Genomic DNA, 22,775 nt, shown 5'->3' on the forward strand with positions numbered 1-22,775 from the left:
CAGGGGCCCGGGCCCCTGACCACCACCCCCGTCACGCGCCGCTGACCTGTGGCGCGAGCAGCACCGGGAGCCGGGTCGTGCGCGGCTTCGCCGGAACCTCGGCAACGGCACGGGGCAGTGCCTGCTCCACCCCGTGCACCACGGACAGATGCCGGTCGGCCCGCCCGAACGCCGTGTACACCCACGGCCGGCTGAGGGACTGCGCCGCATCGCCGGGCAGCACCACGACCACCGCGGGCCACCGGCTCCCCACGGCCTGGTGCGCGGTCAGCGCCCACCCGTGCCGCACCGACTGCTCCACCCGCTCCTTGGGCACGACGACGGTCTCGCCCTCACACGACAGGTGCAGCCCCTCGGCGTCCGCCGTCACCACCCGGCCGGGCATCGCACGCCCCGGCACGGGGGAGTGGACGATCCGGTCACCGGGGTCGAAGCCGCCGAAGCGGCCCGGGCCCGGATTGAGCCGCTCCTTCAGCGCGGCGTTGAGCACCCGCGTCCCGACGGCACCGCCGTGCCCGGGGGTGATCACCTGGGTCTCCTCCGCCGGCACACCGATCGCCCGCGGCACCGAGTCCACGACGAGCTGGACCGCCCGGTGCACGGCCTCGCCCGCATCCCGCACCGGCACGATCACCAGCTCCTTGCCGGGAGCCTCGACCTTGTTCAGCTCGCCGACGCCGATACCGGAGACCAGCTCGCCCAACGGCCCGGGATCCGGCCGCCGCGAGGCCACCTGGGGGCAGATCCGCGCCGCGAGCAGGTCCGCGAACACCCGGCCCGGGCCCACGGACCAGAGCACCGCCGGATCCCCGGCCAGGACCAGCCGTGCCCCGTCCGGCATGGACTCGGTCAGCAGAGCCGCCGTCTCGACATCCAGCTGGGGCGCGTCGAGCACCACGAGCAGATCGAGATCGAGGGCCCCGTCCGCGTCCCGGCCGGGCCCTTCGAGACCGGCGAGCAGTCCGGAGACGGTGGCGACGGGGACGCCGATGCCGGGAGCGTCAGCCGCGGGACGGCCGGGCGCGTCCCCGGCGGCCGCACCGGGCTGCCGGGAGGCGTCGGCCGCTTCCCCCGCCGGCCCGCCGGCCTGCCGCAGCAGAGCCGCGAAACGGTTGCGGCCGATCGGGCCGTGCGTGGCCGCCCAAGCCCGCAGCCCGAGAGACCGCGCGGCGTTCAGCAGGGCCGCGGGCTCGGCCAGGGACGCCTCCCCGCCGGTGTGCAGCACCAGGCCCTGACCGGCCACCGCGCGGATCAGCTCCGCGGTGGACCCCTGGGCCGCGGCGGCGGCCCGCTCCCAGTCCGCGGCCGAACCGTCCTGCTTGGGCGCCGAGTTGACCAGCCGGGCCAGGCCGTCGGCCAGGCTCTCCTCCGCCAGCGCGTACCGCTCCAGCCCGACCAGGACACGGACCGGACGCTCCTCGTCCTCCTCCGCGCCGTCCTCGTCGCTCCGGGCCGCAGTACCGGCCTCCTCCTCCAGGGCGTCCTGGAAGACCAGCGCCTCGCCCTCCGCGATGGCGCCCTGCACGGCGGCGTCGGGTTCCGGCACACCCCGCTGGGCCAGGGCCGCGAGGAGCGCGGGCATCTCCAGGGCGGTGTGCCCGGCCAGCGCCGCCTGCTCCAGGAGCCAGCCGGTGAGGGCCCGGCCGCGCCGCTCGTCGTCCGGGCCGCACCCGGTGCCGAGCAGGGCCCGTGCAAAACCGTCGGCCTGCTCGGGACGCACACCGACGACCCGCAGCAACTGCCAGGGGTCGGCGCGCAGTTGTTCGGCCGCTCTCTCGCCGAGAGCCGCGGCGACCTGCGGTGCGAGCGCTTCCGGCGCACCGCCCTCGCCGAGCACCAGCCGGACGGCCTGAACCGTCTCCGGCGCGGGAGCCGCCGACGCGGCGACGGGCTCGGGAGCCACCGGCTGCGGCCGCCGCTCCGGCTCGGGGGCGGGCCGCCGAGGGGCGGGCCGGGGTTCTTCGAAGACCGTGGCCGCCGGCTTCTCGCCGCTCTCGACTGCTCGTACGGCAGCGAGCAGATCGGCGGCCTTGCCGCGCAGCCTCGTGCCGCTCTCGATCGGCGCCTTCTTCTCGGCCTTGCGCTGCTCGATACGCTCCCGCTCGACCTGCTGGGCCCGAAGCTCGGCCTCCGCCTCGGACACCTGCCCGACGCCGGCGTCACCGCCCCCGGTGCCGGGCTCGGAGCCCGTGTCACCGCCCTCCGCTTCGGAGACCTGCCCGGCGTCCCCGTCACTGCCCCCGGCGCCCGCGTCACCGCCCTCCGCTTCGGACACCTCCCTGGCGTCCCCGTCGCCGCCCCCGGCGCCCGCGTCACCGGCCTCCGCTTCGGACACCTCCCCGGCGCCCCCGTCACCGCCCCCGGCGCCCGCGTCACCGCCCTCCGCTTCGGCGACCTGCCCGGCGCCCCTGTCACTGCCCCCGGCGCCCGCGTCACCGCCCTCCGCTTCGGACATCTCCCTGGCGTCCCCGTCGCCGCCCCCGGCGCCCGCGTCACCGGCCTCCGCTTCGGACATCTCCCCGGCGCCCCCGTCGCCGCTCTCGGTGTCGGGCGCTTGCCCGGTGTCGGCCTCTCCGGCACCGCCGGCCGGTGTGACCTCGGTTCCCGGCGTCCCCGGCTCGGCGTTCTCCGTGGTCTCGGGCTCCGTGCTCACAGCGTGCTCCAGTCGTGATCGGGATAGCGGTGCACGGGCACCGACACATCGTCGAGCGCCCGGCAGATCTCGTCAGGAAGACTAAGGGTCTCCACTGACAATGCCGCCGTGAGCTGCTGCGCGTTGCGCGCGCCGACGATCGGGGCGGCCACGCCGGGCCGGTCGCGCACCCACGCCAGGGCCACCTGGAGCGGCGTCACCGCCAGCCCGTCGGCCGCGGTCGCCACGGCGTCCACGATGCGGCTCGCCGTGTCGTCGAGGTACGGCGCGACGAAGGGCGCGAGGTGCTCCGAGGCGCCACGCGAGTCCGGCGGCACCGTGTCCCCCCGGTACTTGCCCGTCAGCACGCCGCGGCCGAGCGGCGAGGAGGGCAGCAGCCCTATGCCCAGGTCCAGCGCGGCCGGCAGCACCTCCCGCTCCACACCGCGCTGCAGCAGGGAGTACTCCAGCTGCGTACCGGCCAGCCGGGTCCGGGTGCCGGGGGCCGCCAGCTGCCAGGTCGCGGCCTTGGCCAGCTGCCAGCCGCAGAAGTTGGAGACGGCGGCGTACCGGGCACGCCCGCTGGAGACCGCCAGGTCGAGGGCCTGGAGGCTCTCCTCCAGCGGGGTGTCGGGGTCGAAAGCGTGCACGTGCCACAGGTCGACGTGGTCCGTGCCGAGCCGGGCGAGCGAGGCGTCCAGCGCGGAGAGCAGATGACCGCGGGAGCCGTCGAACCGGCGGTCGGGGTCCGGCACGCTGCCGGCCTTGGTGGAGATGACCAGGTCCCGGCGCGGCACCAGCCCTTCCATGAGCCTGCCGAGCAGGTACTCGGCCTCACCGTCCCCGTACACGTCCGCGGTGTCGACGAGGGTCCCGCCCGCTTCCCAGAACGTCTTCATCAGGTCAGCGGCGTCGTGCTCGTCGGTGTCCCGCCCCCAGGTCAGGGTGCCGAGCCCGATGCGGGACACACGAAGGCCGGTGCGGCCGAGATGCCTCTGCTCCATGAACGCCGAGATTACTGGCCAGAACGTACGTGTGGGTGGCCGCGGTCGACGGATTTCCCTGGGCGGCCGGCGGGTCGCCCCGACCCGGCCGCAGCCCGTCGTCCTCGGTCGGTAAGTGCCGGCCGCAGCCCGTCGTCCTCGGTCAGCACGTGCCGTCAGACACCTGAAGCCCCTTGTTCGCGCCCGCAGTCCGGCTCACGACGGCCGGCACGCAGCCCGCCGCGTCGAGACGGTAGGAGTACGGGATCGCGACCGTGGTGGTGGACTTCGGGTCGGGGCCGGCCGGATGGTTCTCGCTGCCCGGGCGGGACCAGGTCACGTTGTCGAAGACGTTGCCGCCGACCTGCCAGGAGCCGGCCTCGTCGGTGTAGAAGGTGCCGAGGACGTCCTTGGAGTCCTCGAAGTAGTTGTTGTCCACCTTGGCGCGGGCGCCGGCCCGGGAGTTGATGCCGGACTCGTTGAGACGCACGTAGTGGTTGTTGTAGAGGTGCGCGATGCCGCCGCGCAGCAGGGGGGCGCGCGAGTCGATGTTCTCGTACCGGTTGTGGTGGTACGTGATGTAGCCGTTCGAGCGGTCGCTCTCGCTGTTGCCGACCAGGCCGCCCCGGCCGGAGTTGCGCAGGACGCTGTAGGACAGGGTCACGTACTGGGTGTTGTCCTTGAGGTCGAACAGGCCGTCGAAGCCCTCCGACTCGCCGCCCGAGGCCTCCAGGGTCGTGTGATCGATCCAGACGTTGCGCACGTTGCGTTCGATGCCGATGGCGTCTCCGCCGTTGGACGTGGGGGAGCCCGACTTCTTGACGTTCCGGACGGTCACGTTCTGGACGATGATGTTCGTCGATTCGCGGATGTGGATGCCCAGTTGGTCGAAGAGGGCGCCGCCGCCGACCCCGACGAGGGTCACGTTGCTGACCTTCTTGAGCTCGATCACGCCGTCCGCGGTGTCGCAGCTGCCGCCCGACACCTTCTTGGTGTTGGCGTGGTTGACGGTCCCGGTGACCTCGATGGTGATCGGGGTGCTCGCGCTCGCCCGGCCGCACAGCGCCTGGTGGATCTCCGTTCCCGTGGTCGCCCGGACCGTCCGGCCTCCGGCGCCGCCGGTGGTCCCGCCGTTCTGGGCCGCGTAGCCGGTGGCGCTGCCGGTCGCGGCCGAGGCCTCGGGCATCGACACGAGCGTGCCCGTCGCCGCCGCCAGGGCCAGTGCGGCCAGGGCCGCCGGGAGTCTCAGGGGGAGTGCTCGCTTCATCCTTGCCTCTCCGTCCGTCGTTGGAAGGTGGGTGCTGGAAAGCGCTTTCCACGGCGAAAGGTAGGAACTTGCTGTGCACGCGTCAATGGTCGCGACCATGATTTCTGTTCACGCATCTGGACAACGCGTCGACGGTGGCCGTGTACCTCCCCCCGGCCCGCGCGCTAAGGTGCCCGCACAGCACGTTACTGATCGGTAAGGGGATGTGGCATGCAGCTCGGTATCAACCTCGGCTACTGGGGTGCCGGAATGGACGCGGACAATCTGGCCGTCGCCCAGGAAGCCGACCGGCTCGGGTACGCCGTCTGCTGGGCCGCCGAGGCCTATGGTTCCGACGCCGCCACCGTACTCAGCTGGGTCGCCGCACAGACCGAGCGCATCGACGTGGGCTCCGCCATCTTCCAGATCCCGGCCCGCCAGCCCGCGATGACGGCCATGACCGCCGCCACCCTCGACTCCCTGTCCGGCGGCCGCTTCCGCCTCGGCCTCGGCGTCTCCGGCCCGCAGGTCTCCGAGGGCTGGTACGGCGTCAAGTTCGACAAGCCGCTCGCCCGCACCCGTGAGTACGTCGAGATCGTCCGCAAGGCCATGACCCGCGAGCGGCTGTCCTACGAGGGGCAGCACTGGACGCTGCCCCTGCCCGGCGGCCCGGGCAAGCCGATCAAGCTGACCGTGCACCCGCAGCGCGAGCACATCCCGCTGTACATCGCCGCGATCGGCCCGAAGAACCTCGAGCAGACCGGCGAGATCGCCGACGGCGCGCTGCTGATCTTCCCGTCCGCCGAGCACCTCGAGGACACCACGATCACGCACCTGCGCGCCGGGCGCGAGAAGGCCGGCAAGACGCTCGACGGGTTCGACGTCTGCCCGACCCTGCCGCTCGCCGTCGGCGACGACAAGGACGTGGCCGCTCTTGCGGACACCTTCCGCCCCTACACCGCGCTGTACGTCGGCGGCATGGGCAGCCCCAAGCAGAACTTCTACAACCAGCTCGCCCAGCGCATGGGCTACGAGCAGGAGGCCGCCGAGATCCAGAGCAAGTACCTCTCCGGCGACAAGCAGGGCGCCGCGGCCGCCGTGCCGCACGACCTGATCGACAAGACGACCCTGCTCGGTTCCGTCGACCGGATCGCGGACCGGATGAAGGCCTACGCCGCGGCCGGGGTCACCACCCTGTCCCTCGCACCGGCGGGCTTCACGCTCGACGAGCGGCTCGCGTCCCTGCGGGCCGGCACGGAGGCCCTGGAGCGCGCCGGGCTCGCCTGAACCCGACCGGGAGTTTCAGCGGCCGTGGTGGGGGCTCGGGGGTCTTCCCCGCCACGGCCGTCACGCGGAACAACGCGCCGGGCCGCCCCCGGTTACGGCACCACGGCCTCTTCTCCGGCCCGGTCGTCGAAGCCCCGCGTCCTCCATTCGGCGGAGTTGTCCCTCACACCTGTTGCAGCGCCCACCTCCCCGCACTTGACTCGTTCTTCGCGGAACCCTGCGGAATGTCGCAGTACGCCCACGCGCGCGGGAGAGGTGCCCACGATGCTTTCGGCCAAGAGTCTGTTCCAGGAGATCCTCGACAACGACGAGTCCTTCGCCCTGTTCTGCTCCATCGCCGCGAGCGGCGAGTCCCAGGGCGGCTGGGAGAACGCCCGCATCGCCGCGCTCGTGCCCGAGGCCGAGCGAGAGCTCGCCCCCAAGATCAGCCGCCACGGCGCCGACGAGGACAAGCACGGCCGGATCTTCAACGCCCTGATGAAGAAGCGCGGCCTCGACCCCGTCCGGGTTCCGCCCGAGACCGACTACACCATGCTCCTGGAGAAGAACGGCATCGGGCTCGCGCACGAGCGGCTGAAGCGCGACGAGCGGCTCGCGGTCCAGGACATCGTCACCTACCTCTCGCACAGCAGGGTCACCGAGCAGCGCGCCTCCGAGCAGATGGACCTTCTCCGCAAACACTTCGCCGACCACCCGGACATCGGCCGCGCGGTCAAGCAGATCTCGGGCGACGAGGACAACCACCTCGCCTACTGCCACGAGGAACTGCTGCGCTTCGCCTACGCGGGCCACGGCCGGGTCATCCAGCGCACCCTGCGCGAGTGCGCGCTCGCCGAGATCCGCATCTACCGCGACGTGAGCCTCGCCGTGATGGCGCACATGGGCCGCATCCTCGGCTGGTCCAAGGCCAAGTCGGCGGTGCTCGCGGCGGGCATCCACGCGATGTACGCGTATGAACGCCTCGGCGGCTGGCGCCGGATGGTCTCACTGGCGCAGCCCGAGCGCCGCGACGCCCTCGGCGGCCCCGCGACCCCGGAACCCGAGTTCGCCTGAGCCGGTCCGGCTACAGCCATCCCCGGCGCTTGAACAGCCGGAAGACCATGACCTCCAGGACGGCCATCAGGGCCATCAGCGCCGGGTAGGACCAGATGTAGTGCAGCTCGGGCATGTGCTCGAAGTTCATGCCGTAGATCCCCGCGAACATCGTGGGGATCGCGGCCATGGCCGCCCATGCGGAGATCTTCCGCATGTCGTCGTTCTGCCGGACGCTCATCTGCGCGAGATGTGCCGAGAGGATGTCCGACACCAGCCGGTCCAGGTTCTCCACGGACTCGTTCACGCGGGTGAGGTGGTCACTGACGTCGCGGAAGAACGGCCGGGCCCGGTCGTCCACGAACGGCACGGTCACGCCGGCCGACGCCGTGCCCGCCAGCCGGCTCATCGGCGGGGCCAGCGGCCCCGTCGCCCGGCGGAACTCCAGCACCTGCCGCTTGAAGTCGTAGATCCGCGACGCCGTGTTCCGGGAGCCCCCGCCGTCCGGCGAGAAGACCTCCGCCTCCAGACCCTCCAGGTCCGTCTGCAACTCGGTCGCCACGTCCAGGTAGTGGTCGACGGTGGCGTCGGCGACCGCGTACAGCACGGCCGTGGGGCCCTTGCCGAGCAGCTCCGGCTCCTGCTCGAGCCGGTGGCGTACGGCCTTGAGCGGGGAGCCCTCGCCGTGCCGGACGGTCACCACGAACGCGTCGCCCAGGAAGATCATGATCTCGCCGGAGGAGACGGTGTCGCTCTGCGGCTCGTACGCCACCGGCTTGAGCACCACGAAGAGCGAGTCGTCGTACACCTCCAGCTTGGGCCGCTGATGGGCCTTGAGGGCGTCCTCGACGGCGAGTGGATGCAGCCCGAACTCCCGGGTCACATGGTCGAACTCGTCCTCCGTCGGCTCGTGCAGCCCGATCCACACGAAGCCGCCCGCCGTGCGGGCGTCCCCCAGGGCGTCGGAGAGGTCCTCTGGCCCCTCCGTCCGTTGTCCGTCGCGATAGATGGCACAGTCGACGATCACGAAGCGAGTCTCCCGTCACTCGAACGACACCACACACGCGCGTGCGCCTACGCTGGAGCGCATGCCCACGCTGATCCTGGTCAGGCACGGACGCTCCACCGCAAACACCGAGGGACTGCTCGCCGGCTGGACGCCCGGTGTCGCCCTCGACGAGCGCGGCGCCGCGCAGGCCGCCGCGCTCCCCGGGCGGCTGGCCGACGTGCCCCTCTCCGAAATCGTCACCAGCCCGCTCCAGCGCTGCCAGGAGACGATCCAGCCCCTGCTCGACGCCCGGCCGCAGCTGAGCCCGCACACCGACGAGCGCATCGGCGAGTGCCACTACGGCGACTGGTCCGGGCGCAAGCTCGCCGAGCTGGGGGACGAGCCGCTGATGGAGGTCGTGCAGGCGCACCCCTCCGCGGCGGCCTTCCCCGGCGGGGAGTCCATGCGGTCCATGCAGACGCGTGCCGCCGAGGCCGTGCGCGAGTGGAACGCGCGCGTGGAGCGCGACCACGGCGCCGACGCCGTCTACCTGATGTGCTCGCACGGCGACATCATCAAGTCGCTCGTCGCGGACGCCCTCGGGCTTCACCTGGACCTCTTCCAGCGAATTTCCGTCGAACCGTGTTCCATCACCGCGATCCGCTACACACGACTGCGGCCGTTTCTCGTACGGCTCGGCGACACCGGTGACTTCGCCTCCCTCGTGCCGCGCGAGGAAGCACCGGGCGGCGAGGCCGAAGTCGGGGGTGGTGCGGGCGCACCGTGATCGTTCACCGCAGTAGGGTGAAGCGGTCGCAGCAGTGCCGTGGTCACACGGTTCCCACGATTCCAATGGAGACAGGACGTGTCCCGTCAGGTGTTCCTCTACGACCATCCGGAGCGCTTCGTGGCCGGTACGGTCGGACTGCCCGGGCGCCGTTCGTTCTTCCTCCAGGCCTCCGCCGGCTCCCGGGTGACCAGCGTGGCCCTGGAGAAGACCCAGGTCGCCGCCCTCGCCGAGCGCATGGACGAACTGCTCGACGAGGTCGTACGCCGGAGCGGCGGCAGCGCCCACGTCCCCGCCGTCGCCCCCTCGGACACCGACACCGCCCCGCTGGACACCCCGATCGAGGAGGAGTTCCGGGTCGGCACCATGGCGCTCGCCTGGGACGGTGACGAGCAGCTCATGATCGTCGAGGCGCAGGCGCTCGTGGAGTTGGACGCGGAATCCGAGGAGGACCTCGCCGAGGCCGAGGAGCGGCTGCTCCAGGACGACGAGAACGGGCCGCCGATGCTGCGGGTCCGGCTCACCGGCACGCAGGCCAGGGCCTTCGCCAAGCGCGCTCTCGACGTCGTCAACGCCGGACGGCCGCCGTGCCCGCTGTGCAGCCTCCCGCTCGACCCGGAAGGACACGTATGTCCGCGCCAGAACGGATACCGCCGCGGAGCGTGACGCCTTCCGCGAACGCCGCCGAGCTGCTCGCCCGGGGCGAACTGACCGTACGCGGACGCATCCGCGAGGCCTCCAACGCGGCCCTGTACTGCACGGTGTCGTACGACGGCGAGGAGGCGGCCTGCGTCTACAAGCCGGTCGCGGGGGAGCGGCCCCTGTGGGACTTCCCGGACGGGACGCTGGCCCAGCGCGAGGTCGCCGCGTACGAGGTCTCCGAGGCGACCGGCTGGAGCCTCGTGCCACCCACCGTGCTGCGCGAGGGCCCCTACGGCGAGGGCATGTGCCAGCTGTGGGTCGAGGTGACGCCCGAGGCCGAACTGCTCGCCCTGGTCGACGGCGAGGAACCCGAGCCGGGCTGGAAGGCGATCGGCTTCGCCGAGGTAGGCGAGGGACGCACCGCGCTGCTCGTGCACGCCGACGACGAACGGCTGCGGCGGCTCGCGGTCCTCGACGCGGTCATCAACAACGCCGACCGCAAGGGCGGTCACCTGCTGCCCACCGGTGAGGGACGGCTCTACGGCATCGACCACGGGGTCACGTTCAACGCCGAGAACAAACTGCGGACCCTGCTGTGGGGCTGGGCGGGGGAGGCCCTCACCGAGGAGGCCGTCGACGTCCTCGAAGGCCTCAGGAAGGGCCTGGCCGAGGGCGGTCCGCTCGCCGCGCGGCTCGAACCGCTGATCACCGACGCCGAGATCGACGCCACCCGCGCGCGGGTCGGCGCCCTGCTCGCCTCGCGCACCCACCCGGAGCCGAGCGGGGAGTGGCCGGCGATTCCCTGGCCACCCGTGTAGCAGCACAGGGACCCGGAACATCGCAAGAGCGCCTTCTCGGCCGTGTGGCCCGCTCCCATTCGTATAGGGAACTTCAGTCCGGTTAGGCTCATGGCATGCATGCCTGGCCCGCTTCCGAGGTCCCCGCCCTGCCTGGTCAGGGCCGCGACCTGAGGATCCACGACACCGCGACCGGCGGCCTCGTCACCCTCGACCCCGGTCCCGTCGCCCGTATCTACGTCTGTGGCATCACCCCGTACGACGCCACGCACCTGGGACACGCGGCGACCTACAACGCGTTCGACCTCGTGCAGCGCGTGTGGCTCGACACCAAGCGCCAGGTTCACTACGTCCAGAACGTCACCGACGTCGACGACCCCCTCCTGGAGCGGGCGCAGCGCGACGGCATCGACTGGGCCGCGCTCGCCGAGAAGGAGACGGTCCTCTTCCGCGAGGACATGACGGCCCTGCGGATGCTGCCGCCGCGGCAGTACATAGGCGCCGTCGAGGCCATACCCGGGATCGTCCCGCTCGTCGAGCGGCTCCGGGACGCCGGCGCGGCCTACGAACTGGAGGGGGACGTCTACTTCTCCGTCGAGTCCGACCCGCACTTCGGCAAGGTCTCCCACCTCGACGCCGCGGCGATGCGGCTGCTGTCCGCCGAGCGCGGCGGCGACCCGGACCGCCCCGGGAAGAAGAACCCGCTCGACCCGATGCTGTGGATGGCGGCCCGTGAGGGCGAGCCCAGCTGGGACGGCGGATCGCTCGGGCGCGGACGGCCCGGCTGGCACATCGAGTGCGTGGCCATCGCCCTCGACCACCTCGGCATGGGCTTCGACATCCAGGGCGGCGGCTCCGACCTCGCCTTCCCGCACCACGAGATGGGCGCCTCGCACGCCCAGGCCCTCACCGGCGAGTTCCCCATGGCCAAGGCGTACGTGCACGCCGGCATGGTCGCCCTGGACGGCGAGAAGATGTCCAAGTCCAAGGGCAACCTGGTCTTCGTCTCCAGGCTCCGGCACGACGGCGTCGACCCGGCCGCCATCCGGCTCGCGCTGCTCGCCCACCACTACCGCGCCGACTGGGAGTACACCGACCAGGTCCTCCAGGACGCCGTCGCACGGCTCGGCCGCTGGCGGGCCGCCGTGTCCCGGCCCGACGGGCCGCCGGCGGAGGCGCTCGTCGACGAGATCCGCGAGGCCCTCTCGAACGACCTGGACGCCCCCGCCGCGCTCGCCGCGGTCGACCGCTGGGTCGCGCTCCAGGAGCAGAGCGGCGGTACGGACATCGGCGCGCCCGGGGTGGTCTCCCGGGCGGTGGACGCGCTGCTGGGTGTGGCGCTGTAGCCCAGAGGCACGCAGAGGGGCGTCTCCCGGCCGGGAGACGCCCCTCCGCGCGTCGTGCGGTGTACCTCGGTCGACCTCAGTCGTCCGACGACTCGTCGTCGTCCGTGCCCGGCTTCGGCGGCTTCGGCGGGCGGGTGCGGCCGCTGGGGTTGTCCCGCAGATACGAGGTGCTGTCGCTGCCGTCGGCCGTGGCGTGGCCGCCGGGCGCGGGCGGCCCGCCGCCGTCGTGACGCCGCAGATAGCGTTCGAACTCCCGGGCGATCGCCTCGCCGGAGGCCTCCGGCAGCTCGGCGGTGTCCCGGGCCTCCTCCAGCGACTGGACGTACTCGGCGACCTCGCTGTCCTCGGCGGCCAGCTGATCCACCCCGACCTGCCAGGCGCGCGCGTCCTCGGGCAGCTCGCCCAGCGGGATGCGCACGTCGATCAGGTCCTCCAGGCGGTTCAGCAGCGCCAGCGTGGCCTTGGGATTCGGCGGCTGCGACACGTAGTGCGGCACCGCGGCCCACAGCGAGACGGCCGGGACACCCGCGTGCGTGCAGGCCTCCTGGAGGACCCCGACGATGCCCGTGGGGCCCTCGTACTTGGTCTCCTCCAGGTCCATGCGGCGGGCCAGGTCCGGGTCGGACGTCGTGCCGCTGATCGGAACCGGACGGGTGTGCGGGGTGTCGCCGAGCAGGGCGCCCAGGACGACCACCAGTTCCACCCCCAGTTCGTGCGCGAAGCCCAGCAGTTCGTTGCAGAACGACCGCCACCGCATGGACGGTTCGATGCCCCTCACGAGGACGAGGTCGCGCGGCTTCTCACCACCGATCCGGACCACCGACAGCCTGGTCGTGGGCCAGGTGATCTTGCGGACGCCCGCTTCCATGAACACCGTCGGGCGGTTGACCTGGAAGTCGTAGTAGTCCTCGGCGTCCAGCGCCGCGAACACCTCGCCCTTCCATTCCCGGTTCAGATGCGCGACCGCGGTGGAGGCGGCGTCGCCGGCATCGTTCCAGCCCTCGAACGCGGCCACCATGACCGGGTCGACCAGCTCGGGAACCCCCTCGAGCTCGATCACCCAGCGCCTCCTTCCGACGTGCCCTCGCTTGACCACCCAACCTTACGGCGTGCCGCGGGGGCGCCCGCAGCCCCCTCGCAGGGGGAGTGACCCCATCACTGCCCCGTGATCCGCCCCTGAACACCCCGGATTCATCCGAGCAGTCCGTGAGGCCCCGGTCACAGCGTGGAGCGCAGCCACTGCTCCACACTGGCGACGTGGACGGTCGCCCACGAGCGCGCCGCCTCGGGGTCCCGGTCGCGCAGGGCCGCCAGGATCGCGCGGTGCTCGCGCAGGGTGCGGGCGACGGCGTCCTCCTGGGTGAGACCGCGCCAGATCCGGGCCCGGGTCGTGGGGCCTGACAGACCGTCGAGCAGCGAGCACAGCACGGAGTTGCCCGAACTCTGCACGATGCCCCGGTGGAACTCCAGGTCGCAGGCGACGAGATCCTCCACGGGCGGGGTGTCGCCGAGCTTGTCCAGCTGGGCGCCGAGCGCGTCCAGCTGCTGCTCGCTGATCCGCAGCGCCGCCATGGCGGTCGCCGCCGGCTCCAGGATGCGGCGTACGGCCAGGAACTCCAGGACCGTGTCGTCGCGGTGGAAGTCGACGACGAAGCTCATCGCCTCCAGCAGGAGTTGCGGGTCGAGGCTGGTGACGTACGTGCCGTCGCCCTGCCGTACGTCGAGGATCCGGATCAGCGACAGGGCGCGCACGGCCTCCCGCAAAGAGTTGCGCGACAACCCCAGGTCGGCGGCGAGTTCGCTCTCCTTGGGCAGTCGGTCGCCCGGGCGCAGCGCGCCGGAGACGATCATCCCCTTGATCTTCTCGATCGCCTCGTCGGTGACTGCCATGGCGGCCTCCCTGTGTGCTCAAGACCTCCGACGTATCAGGTCATTATGGGGGTACGGGAACGCGGCAGGGGCGGCTCCGTCGGCGTGGAGCCGCCCCTGCCGGGATGGGGTCCCCCCCGTACCTCGTGCCTACTTCTTGTCGAGCACGTCCTGCACCTTGGCGCGGACGTCGTCCGTGGCGAGGCCGCGGATCGTCAGCGTCGTGCGGCGGCGCAGCACGTCGTCCTGCGTCTCGGCCCACTCGTGGTCGCGGGCCCAGACGACCTGCGCCCAGATCTCCGGGGCGTCGGGGTGGACGCGCTCGGCGAGCTCGGGGCTCTCGTTGGCCAGGCGGGCGATGTCGAACGCCAGCGAGCCGTAGTGCGTGGCCAGGTGCTTGGCCGTGTCGGCCGCCATGCGCGGGCCGGGCGCCGGCCGGTCGGTGAGCAGCCGGTGGGCGACCGCGCGCGGGTTGGCGATGCCGGGCAGCGGCAGCTTCTTCGGCAGCGCGCTGATCGGCTCGAAGTCGTCGCCCAGCGGGTGGCCCGGCAGCGCCTCCAGCTTCTTCATGATGGTCCGGCCGATGTGGCGGAACGTGGTCCACTTGCCGCCCGCGACGGACAGCATGCCGCCCTTGCCCTCGGTGACGACCGTCTCGCGCTTTGCCTTGGAGGTGTCGCCGGGGCCGCCCGGGAGCACCCGCAGGCCCGCGAAGGCGTAGGTGATCAGGTCGCGGTCCAGCTGCTGGTCACGGACCGAGAAGGCGGCCTCGTCGAGGATCTGGGCTATGTCCTTCTCGGTGACCGAGACGTCCGCCGGGTCGCCCTCGAACTCCTCGTCGGTGGTGCCGAGCAGCAGCATGTCCTCCCAGGGGAGGGCGAAGGTGATGCGGTACTTGTCGATCGGGGTCGCGAGCGCGGCCTTCCAGGGGGAGGTGCGCTTGAGGACCAGGTGCGCGCCCTTCGACAGGCGGATGGAGGGCGCCGCGTTCGGGTTCTCCATCTTGCGCAGGTGGTCGACCCACGGGCCGGTCGCATTCAGCACCAGCCGGGCGCTGACGCCGAACTCGTCGCCGGACAGGCGGTCCTTCAGCTCGGCGCCCGTGACACGGCCCTGGGTGAAGCGCAGGCCCGTCACCTCGGCGTGGTTCAGAACGACCGCGCCCGCCTCGACGGCCCCGCGCACCGTCATCAGCGCCATGCGCGCGTCGTTCATCTGGTCGTCGCCGTAGACGGCCACGGCCTTGAGGTTCTCGGTGCGCAGCTCGGGAACGTCCTGCGCGGCCTTGGCCGGCGACAGCAGGTGCCCGACGCCGTCACCGAAGGCGGAGAGCGCGGAGTAGGCGAAGACGCCCGCTCCGAGCTTCGCAGCGCCGTGCGGCCCGCCCTTGTACACGGGGAGGTAGAACGTGAGCGGGTTCGCCAGGTGGGGAGCCACCTGGCGGGAGACCGCACGGCGCTCGAAGTGGTTCTCCGCCACCAGCTTCACCGCGCCGGTCTGCAGGTAGCGCAAGCCCCCGTGGAGCAGCTTGGAGGAGGCGGAGGACGTGGCGCCGGCGAAGTCGCCGGCGTCCACCAGAGCCACCCTGAGGCCGGACTGCGCGGCGTGCCAGGCGGTGGAGATGCCCAGAATGCCGCCGCCGATCACGAGAAGGTCGTACGACGCCTTGGAGAGCTGCTCCCTGGTCTCGGCTCGGCTCGGGTTCGAGCCGGAGGCCGGGTGCGTCCCCAGGGCAGGCACGGACTGCAGGGTGGACTTGGTGGTCATGCTGTTTCTTACTCCTCGTCCTCGAGCCAGCCCATGGTCCGCTCGACGGCCTTGAGCCAGCTCTTGTACTCACGGGCGCGGGTCTCCGCGTCCATGCGGGGGGTCCACTCGGCGGCCCGCCGCCAGTTGGCGCGCAGGTCGTCGGTGCTGTTCCAGAAGCCGACGGCGAGACCGGCGGCGTAGGCGGCGCCGAGGCAGGTGGTCTCGGCGACCATAGGGCGCACCACGGGGGCGTCCACGAAGTCGGCGAGGGTCTGCATCAGCAGGTTGTTGGAGGTCATGCCGCCGTCGACCTTGAGGGCGGCCAGCTCCACGCCGGAGTCCTTCGTCATGGCGTCGGCGATCTCCCGCGTCTGCCAGGCGGTCGCCTCCAGGACGGCGCGCGCGAGGTGCGCCTTGGTGACGTACCGGGTGAGGCCGGCGATCACACCGCGGGCGTCGGAGCGCCAGTACGGGGCGAACAGGCCGGAGAAGGCCGGCACGAAGTAGGCGCCGCCGTTGTCCTCGACCGACAGGGCGAGGGTCTCGATCTCGGCGGCGGTGGAGATCAGGCCCATCTGGTCGCGCATCCACTGCACCAGCGAACCGGTGACCGCGATCGAGCCCTCCAGGGCGTAGACCGTCTTCTGGTCGCCGATCTTGTAGCCGACCGTCGTCAGCAGGCCGCTGTAGGAGTTGATGATCTTGTCACCGGTGTTCATCACCATGAAGGTGCCGGTGCCGTAGGTCGACTTGGTCTCGCCCTCGGCGAAACAGGTCTGGCCGAACAGGGCCGCCTGCTGGTCGCCGAGCGCCGAGGCGACCGGGATGCCGCCGAGCAGGTCGCCCAGCTTCCCGCCGGTGATCTCGCCGTAGACCTCGGCGGAGGAGCGGATCTCGGGAAGGATCTGCTGCGGGACGCCGATGGACTCGCAGATCTTCTCGTCCCACTGCATGGTGTGCAGGTTCATGAGCATCGTGCGGGAGGCGTTGGTGACGTCGGTGACGTGCTTGCCGCCGTCGGTACCACCGGTCAGGTTCCAGATGACCCAGGTGTCCATGGTGCCGAAGAGGATGTCGCCCGCCTCGGCGCGCTCCTTCAGGCCGTCGACGTTGTCGAGCAGCCAGCGGGCCTTGGGGCCGGCGAAGTAGGAGGCGAGCGGCAGGCCCGTCTCGCGGCGGAAGCGGTCCTGGCCGACGTTGCGGCCGAGCTCGCGGCACAGGGCGTCGGTGCGGGTGTCCTGCCAGACGATGGCGTTGTGGACGGGCTCACCGGTGTTCTTGTCCCACAGCACGGTCGTCTCGCGCTGGTTGGTGATGCCGATGGCCTTGATGTCGTCGCGGGTGATGCCGGCCTTCTCGATGGCCCCGGCGACGACCTCCTGGACGTTCGTCCAGATCTCGGTGGCGTTGTGCTCGACCCATCCCGGCTTCGGGAAGATCTGCTCGTGCTCCTTCTGGTCGACGGAGACGATCCGGCCGTCGCGGTCGAAGACGATGCAGCGGCTGGAGGTCGTGCCCTGGTCGATGGCGGCGATGAAAGGGCCGGCGGTGTGCGCGTCGGTCACTGTGTGCTCCTGGTAATTCCGGGTTTATGGGGCTTTACGTACGGCGCGTGCTGGAAGTTTCCCGACAGGGCGGGGAATCGCTCCTAGGCGAACGCGACGTTGTAGATGCCCGCCGCGATGGCGCCGCCGATGAGCGGACCCACCACGGGGACCCAGGCGTAGCCCCAGTCGGAGCCGCCCTTGTTGGGCAGTGGCAGCAGGGCGTGCACGATGCGCGGACCGAGGTCACGGGCCGGGTTGATCGCGTACCCCGTCGGGCCGCCGAGGGACAGGCCGATGGAGACCACGACGAGCGCGGTGATCAGGGCGCCCAGGTTGCCCAGGCCGTTGCCCTTGTCGTTCAGGCCCTGGGTGAGCACGGCGAGCACCAGCACGATGGTGCCGATGACCTCCGTCGCGATGTTCTGCCAGGCGACCCGGACCTCGGGGCCGGTGGAGAAGACGCCCAGCACGGGGCCGGCGCCCTTCTCCTGGGCCTCGACGGCCTTGACCTTGGTGGCCTGCGCACCCGGACCGCCGACTATCTCGCGGTCGGTGAGGTGCGCGTGGAACTGACCGTAGTAAGCGATCCAGACCAGAGCGGCACCGATCATGGCGCCGAGGAGCTGTCCGGCCCAGTAGACCGGGACGTTCTTCCAGTCGCCGTCCTTGATGGCGATGGCCAGCGTCACGGCCGGGTTCAGATGGGCGCCGGACAGCGGCGCCGAGGTGTATACGGCCGTGAGCACCGCGAAGCCCCACCCGAAGGTGATGGCGAGCCAGCCGGCGTTGCGTGCCTTGGAGGCCTTCAGCGTGACGGCGGCACAGACGCCGCCGCCGAGGAGGATGAGTATGGCGGTACCGATGGTCTCGCCGATGAAGATGTCGGAGCTGGACACCCGCGACTCCTTTGTCCTACGTCCAGGGAAGTTCGATACCGGCCTGGCGTTGTCACACTCTAGCGCGTATTGCCGGTAGCTGTTCGACAATGTCGACCGATGGACGGGAGTCTTGCTTCGGCGTTACGAGCACGTCAAGGGCTGTGGACTCGAAAATCTGATCGTTACTGATCGCCGCGGACTCAGTGATCTTTGCCGCAGGTGAGCGCGGACATGCCGAGGACCGGAACGCCGTACGACGCCCCGGTCCGCTCGTGTGCCCTCAGAACCGCCCGGCGCCCAGGTCTCTCGAGACCGCGCGGGCGCAGTCCCGTACGGCCGCGATGAGCTCCGGCCGCAGCGCTCCGTCGTCGTCGGGCCGGCACAGCCGCTCCACGGCGCCCGTGATGCCCACCGAGCCGACCGGCATGCGCCGCCGGTCGTGGATGGGGGCGGCGATGGACGCCACGCCCTCCCAGGTCTCCTCCACGTCCGCCGCGTACCCACGCGCGCGCGTGACGTCGAGGATGTGCTCGAAGCCCTCCGGCTCGCACACCGTCTTGTCGGTGAACGCCTTGCGGTCGGCCTCCAGGGCCTCGCTGTGCGCCACCGGGTCGTAGGCGGACAGCACCTTGCCCAGGGCCGTGGAGTGCAGCGGCTGCATGGCCCCGATCTCCAGGACCTGCCGGCTGTCGTCGGGCCGGAAGACGTGGTGCACGATCAGCACGCCCTGCTGGTGCAGGACCCCCAGGTAGACGCTCTCGCCGCTGGACCGGGCCAGGTCGTCCGCCCACACCAGGGCGCGCGCCCGCAGCTCGTGCACATCCAGGTAGGTGGTGCCCAGGCGCAGCAGCTCCGCGCCCAGCTGATAGCGCCCGGAGGCGTCGTCCTGCTCCACGAAGCCCTCCTGCTGGAGGGTGCGCAGGATGCCGTGGGCGGTGCCTTTGGCCAGGCCCAGCGACGAGGCGATGTCCGACAGGCCGAGCCGCCGCTCGCCGCCCGCGAGCAGCCGCAGCATCGCGGCCGCCCGTTCGAGCGACTGGATGTTCCGTGCCATCGCCGTACTGCCTCCGTCCCCTTCGACCGCCGACGAGCGTCACCACAGCCCTCGTTCGGCAATGTCGAACACTACCGGTCGATGTCGACCTCTCGCTAATGGCTGGGCGCCATTTGTTGCGCCGCATCGACCGACACATCACCCGGACGGCCGTTCCGATGCCACCGGAGTCCGCCCCGTGGACGCGCTGCCCATCCAAGCCCACTCCCGGTTACGCTGGCGCGGTGCGCCCTTCCCCGGATGCCCCCTGGCTGTCCGGGAAGCCGCAAAGCCGACAGCCGTCGCATCCGAGGGAGCCTTTTTCATGGCCGCGTTGCCGCCGACCCCTTCCGCAGACAGCCGGGCCCGTGTGTCCGCGCTCCGAGAAGCCCTGGCCACCCGAGTGGTCGTGGCCGACGGAGCCATGGGCACCATGCTCCAGGCGCAGGACCCCACACTCGAGGACTTCGAGAACCTCGAAGGCTGCAACGAGATCCTCAACCTGACACGGCCGGACATCGTCCGTTCGGTCCACTCCGAATACTTCGCCGTCGGTGTGGACTGCGTGGAGACCAACACCTTCGGCGCCAACCTCACCGCCCTCGGCGAGTACGACATCCCCGAGCGCGTCACCGAGCTGTCCGAGGCCGGCGCCCGGATCGCCCGCGAGGTGGCCGACGAGTTCACCCGCAGCACCGGGCAGCAGCGCTGGGTGCTCGGCTCGATGGGACCCGGCACCAAGCTGCCCACCCTCGGCCACACCACCTTCGGCGCCATCCGGGACGCCTACCAGCAGAACGCCGAGGGCCTGCTCGCGGGCGGCGCGGACGCGCTGCTCGTGGAGACCACCCAGGACCTCCTCCAGACCAAGGCCTCCGTCATCGCCGCCCGCCGGGCCATGGAGGCCACCGGCCAGTCCGTACCGCTGATCGTCTCGGTCACCGTCGAGACGACCGGCACCATGCTGCTCGGCTCCGAGATCGGCGCGGCCCTGACCGCGCTGGAGCCGCTCGGCATCGACATGATCGGCCTGAACTGCGCCACCGGCCCGGCCGAGATGAGCGAGCACCTGCGCTTCCTGTCCCGGCACTCGCGCATCCCGCTGTCCTGCATGCCGAACGCGGGCCTGCCGGTACTGACCAAGGACGGCGCGCACTACCCGCTGACCGCGCCCGAGCTGGCCGAGGCGCAGGACACCTTCGTCCGGGACTACGGCCTCTCCCTCGTCGGCGGCTGCTGCGGCACCACCCCCGAGCACCTGCGTCAGCTGGTCGAGCGTGTCCGGGACGTCGCTCCGACCGAGCGCAGCGCGCAGCCCGAGCCGGGCGCGGCCTCCCTGTACCAGTCCGTGCCGTTCCGGCAGGACACCTCCTACCTGGCCATCGGCGAGCGCACCAACGCCAACGGCTCGAAGAAGTTCCGCGAGGCCATGCTGGAGGGCCGCTGGGACGACTGTGTGGAGATGGCCCGCGACCAGATCCGCGAGGGCGCGCACATGCTCGACCTGTGCGTGGACTACGTCGGCCGCGACGGCGTCGCCGACATGGAGGAACTGGCCGGCCGCTTCGCCACCGCCTCCACCCTGCCGATCGTCCTGGACTCCACCGAGGTCGACGTCATCCGGGCCGGCCTGGAGAAGCTCGGCGGCCGCGCGGTCATCAACTCGGTCAACTACGAGGACGGCGACGGCCCCGAGTCCCGCTTCGCCAAGGTCACCGCCCTCGCCCAGGAGCACGGCGCCGCCCTCATCGCGCTCACCATCGATGAGGAGGGCCAGGCCCGCACCGCCGAGAAGAAGGTCGAGATCGCCGAACGGCTCATCGACGACCTGACCGGCAACTGGGGCATCCACGAGGAGGACATCCTCGTCGACTGCCTGACCTTCACCATCTGCACCGGCCAGGAGGAGTCCCGGGGGGACGGCGTCGCCACCATCGAGGGCATCCGCGAGCTCAAGCGGCGCCACCCGAAGGTGCAGACCACGCTCGGCCTGTCCAACATCTCCTTCGGCCTCAACCCGGCCGCCCGCATCCTGCTGAACTCCGTCTTCCTCGACGAGTGCGTCAAGGCGGGCCTGGACTCGGCGATCGTGCACGCGTCGAAGATCCTTCCGATCGCCCGCTTCAGCGAGGAGGAGGTCCAGACCGCCCTGGACCTCATCCACGACCGCCGCGCCGAGGGCTACGACCCTCTGCAGAAGCTCATGCAGCTCTTCGAGGGCGCCACCGCCAAGTCCCTCAAGGCCGGCAAGGCCGAGGAGCTGGCCGCCCTGCCGCTGGACGAGCGCCTGAAGCGGCGCATCATCGACGGCGAGAAGAACGGCCTCGAAGCGGACCTCGACGCGGCCCTCCAGGAGCGGCCCGCGCTCGACATCGTCAACGAGACCCTGCTGGACGGCATGAAGGTCGTCGGCGAGCTGTTCGGCTCCGGCCAGATGCAGCTGCCGTTCGTCCTGCAGTCCGCCGAGGTCATGAAGACGGCCGTCGCCCACCTCGAACCGCACATGGAGAAGACCGACGAGGCCGGCAAGGGCACCATCGTGCTCGCCACCGTGCGCGGCGACGTGCACGACATCGGCAAGAACCTCGTCGACATCATCCTGTCCAACAACGGCTACAACGTCGTCAACCTCGGCATCAAGCAGCCGGTCTCCGCGATCCTGGAAGCCGCCGAGGAGCACAGGGCCGACGTCATCGGCATGTCCGGACTGCTGGTGAAGTCCACGGTGATCATGAAGGAGAACCTGGAGGAGCTCAACCAGCGCGGCCTGGCCTCCGGCTACCCGGTCATCCTGGGCGGCGCCGCCCTCACCCGCGCCTACGTCGAGCAGGACCTGCACGAGATCTACGAGGGCGAGGTCCGCTACGCCCGCGACGCCTTCGAGGGCCTGCGCCTGATGGACGCACTGATCGGCGTCAAGCGGGGCGTACCCGGTGCCAAGCTGCCCGAGCTCAAGCAGCGCAGGGTGCGGGCCGCCGCCCCGGCCGCCGTCGAGGAGCGCCCCGAGGAGGGGCACGTCCGCTCCGACGTCGCCACCGACAACCCCGTGCCCACCCCGCCCTTCCGCGGCACCCGCGTGATCAAGGGCATCCAGCTCAAGGAGTACGCGAGCTGGCTCGACGAGGGCGCCTTGTTCAAGGGCCAGTGGGGCCTGAAGCAGGCCCGCACCGGCGAGGGCCCGTCGTACGAGGAGCTCGTCGAGAACGAGGGCCGGCCCCGGCTGCGCGGCCTGCTGGACCGGCTCCAGACGGAGAACCTGCTGGAGGCGGCCGTGGTCTACGGCTACTTCCCGTGCGTCTCCAAGGACGACGACCTGATCATCCTGGACGAGCAGGGCAACGAGCGCACCCGCTTCACCTTCCCGCGCCAGCGCCGGGGCCGCCGCCTGTGCCTGGCCGACTTCTTCCGCCCGGAGGAGTCCGGCGAGACCGACGTCGTCGGCTTCCAGGTCGTCACCGTCGGCTCGCGCATCGGCGAGGAGACCGCGCGGCTCTTCGAGGCCAACGCCTACCGGGACTACCTCGAACTGCACGGGCTGTCCGTGCAGCTGGCCGAGGCGCTCGCCGAGTACTGGCACGCGCGCGTGCGCTCCGAACTCGGCTTCGCCGGCGAGGACCCGGACGAGATGCAGGGCATGTTCGAGCTGAAGTACCGGGGGGCCCGCTTCTCCCTCGGCTACGGCGCCTGCCCCGACCTGGAGGACCGGGCCAAGATCGCCGACCTGCTCGAACCGGAGCGCATCGGCGTCCAGCTGTCCGAGGAGTTCCAGCTGCACCCCGAGCAGTCCACGGACGCCATCGTGATCCACCACCCGGAGGCGAAGTACTTCAACGCCCGCTGAGCGGCCCGTCTCGTGCACGTCACGGCGGCCCTGGGCGTATCCACGGTGTGCCCGGGGGCACAGCCGCTGAACGAGGCACTTCGCTCACGGACAACGTAGACTGGTCGGTCCACCGCAG

The 22,775-nt window shown here is 71.3% G+C and carries 16 protein-coding genes and 1 pseudogene; 7 read left to right on the forward strand and 10 right to left on the reverse strand.

What is annotated here, in order from left to right; genetic code table 11:
- Positions 1-31: 31 nt before the first annotated feature.
- The 3 genes and pseudogenes from FDO69_RS05570 to FDO69_RS05580 form a co-directional block, all read right to left on the reverse strand.
- Complete coding sequence (locus tag FDO69_RS05570; protein WP_167526529.1) at positions 32-2,653, reverse strand: helix-hairpin-helix domain-containing protein; 2,622 nt, start codon at positions 2,651-2,653, stop codon at positions 32-34.
- On the reverse strand, positions 2,650-3,636 hold the full coding sequence (locus tag FDO69_RS05575; protein ID WP_104778626.1) for an aldo/keto reductase: 987 nt from the start codon (positions 3,634-3,636) through the stop codon (positions 2,650-2,652). Before FDO69_RS05575 ends, FDO69_RS05570 begins: the two co-directional genes overlap by 4 nt.
- A gap of 145 nt (positions 3,637-3,781) precedes the next feature.
- Positions 3,782-4,882: pseudogene (locus FDO69_RS05580) on the reverse strand (pectate lyase family protein); the annotation flags it as partial.
- A gap of 210 nt (positions 4,883-5,092) precedes the next feature.
- On the opposite strand from FDO69_RS05580, the gene FDO69_RS05585 reads away from it, so the two are divergent.
- Both FDO69_RS05585 and FDO69_RS05590 read left to right on the forward strand, forming a co-directional pair.
- Positions 5,093-6,148 carry an LLM class F420-dependent oxidoreductase gene (locus FDO69_RS05585; RefSeq protein ID WP_053673940.1) on the forward strand — a complete coding sequence of 352 codons (1,056 nt, stop codon included), beginning with the start codon at positions 5,093-5,095 and terminating at the stop codon, positions 6,146-6,148.
- Between the two features lie 264 nt (positions 6,149-6,412).
- Complete coding sequence (locus FDO69_RS05590) at positions 6,413-7,201, forward strand: hypothetical protein (protein ID WP_104778628.1); 789 nt, start codon at positions 6,413-6,415, stop codon at positions 7,199-7,201.
- 10 nt (positions 7,202-7,211) lie between these two features.
- Here the strand turns inward: FDO69_RS05590 and FDO69_RS05595 are convergent, their stop codons facing one another.
- Positions 7,212-8,207 (reverse strand): magnesium and cobalt transport protein CorA, encoded by a 996-nt coding sequence (locus FDO69_RS05595; protein WP_104778629.1) that lies wholly within the window; start codon positions 8,205-8,207, stop codon positions 7,212-7,214.
- Positions 8,208-8,268: 61 nt separating this feature from the next.
- On the opposite strand from FDO69_RS05595, the gene FDO69_RS05600 reads away from it, so the two are divergent.
- The 4 genes from FDO69_RS05600 to mshC all read left to right on the forward strand — a co-directional run bounded on the left by FDO69_RS05600 (position 8,269) and on the right by mshC (position 11,740).
- On the forward strand, positions 8,269-8,955 hold the full coding sequence (locus tag FDO69_RS05600; protein WP_104778630.1) for a histidine phosphatase family protein: 687 nt from the start codon (positions 8,269-8,271) through the stop codon (positions 8,953-8,955).
- A gap of 78 nt (positions 8,956-9,033) precedes the next feature.
- Positions 9,034-9,621 carry a DUF3090 domain-containing protein gene (locus FDO69_RS05605; protein ID WP_104778631.1) on the forward strand — a complete coding sequence of 196 codons (588 nt, stop codon included), beginning with the start codon at positions 9,034-9,036 and terminating at the stop codon, positions 9,619-9,621.
- Positions 9,585-10,415, forward strand: coding sequence for an SCO1664 family protein (locus tag FDO69_RS05610; protein ID WP_170320846.1), 831 nt, complete (start codon positions 9,585-9,587; stop codon positions 10,413-10,415). The genes FDO69_RS05605 and FDO69_RS05610 overlap by 37 nt, the downstream gene beginning before the upstream one ends.
- 95 nt (positions 10,416-10,510) lie before the next feature.
- A complete protein-coding gene (mshC, locus tag FDO69_RS05615) occupies positions 10,511-11,740 on the forward strand; it encodes a cysteine--1-D-myo-inosityl 2-amino-2-deoxy-alpha-D-glucopyranoside ligase (RefSeq protein WP_104778633.1) in 1,230 nt (409 codons plus the stop codon).
- 76 nt (positions 11,741-11,816) lie between these two features.
- Here the strand turns inward: mshC and FDO69_RS05620 are convergent, their stop codons facing one another.
- From FDO69_RS05620 to FDO69_RS05645, 6 genes are all read right to left on the reverse strand, one after another.
- Complete coding sequence (locus FDO69_RS05620) at positions 11,817-12,800, reverse strand: PAC2 family protein (RefSeq protein ID WP_104778634.1); 984 nt, start codon at positions 12,798-12,800, stop codon at positions 11,817-11,819.
- 158 nt (positions 12,801-12,958) lie between these two features.
- Complete coding sequence (locus tag FDO69_RS05625; protein WP_104778635.1) at positions 12,959-13,630, reverse strand: FadR/GntR family transcriptional regulator; 672 nt, start codon at positions 13,628-13,630, stop codon at positions 12,959-12,961.
- A 129-nt stretch (positions 13,631-13,759) separates the two neighbouring features.
- Positions 13,760-15,376, reverse strand: a complete 1,617-nt coding sequence (locus FDO69_RS05630; protein WP_104778636.1) for a glycerol-3-phosphate dehydrogenase/oxidase — start codon at positions 15,374-15,376, stop codon at positions 13,760-13,762.
- A gap of 8 nt (positions 15,377-15,384) precedes the next feature.
- Complete coding sequence (gene glpK / locus FDO69_RS05635; RefSeq protein WP_104778637.1) at positions 15,385-16,923, reverse strand: glycerol kinase GlpK; 1,539 nt, start codon at positions 16,921-16,923, stop codon at positions 15,385-15,387.
- An 83-nt stretch (positions 16,924-17,006) separates the two neighbouring features.
- Positions 17,007-17,801 carry an MIP/aquaporin family protein gene (locus tag FDO69_RS05640; RefSeq protein WP_104778638.1) on the reverse strand — a complete coding sequence of 265 codons (795 nt, stop codon included), beginning with the start codon at positions 17,799-17,801 and terminating at the stop codon, positions 17,007-17,009.
- 262 nt (positions 17,802-18,063) lie between these two features.
- Positions 18,064-18,837 carry an IclR family transcriptional regulator gene (locus tag FDO69_RS05645; protein ID WP_104778639.1) on the reverse strand — a complete coding sequence of 258 codons (774 nt, stop codon included), beginning with the start codon at positions 18,835-18,837 and terminating at the stop codon, positions 18,064-18,066.
- A 304-nt stretch (positions 18,838-19,141) separates the two neighbouring features.
- Between FDO69_RS05645 and metH the strand changes: the two genes are divergently transcribed.
- The gene (gene metH, locus FDO69_RS05650; RefSeq protein WP_104778640.1) at positions 19,142-22,657 is read left to right on the forward strand and encodes a methionine synthase; all 3,516 of its coding nucleotides are present in this window, start codon (positions 19,142-19,144) and stop codon (positions 22,655-22,657) included.
- Positions 22,658-22,775: the final 118 nt, after the last annotated feature.

It is taken from the genome of Streptomyces tibetensis (assembly GCF_007655005.1).
Taxonomy (GTDB): Bacteria; Actinomycetota; Actinomycetes; order Streptomycetales; family Streptomycetaceae; genus Streptomyces; species Streptomyces tibetensis.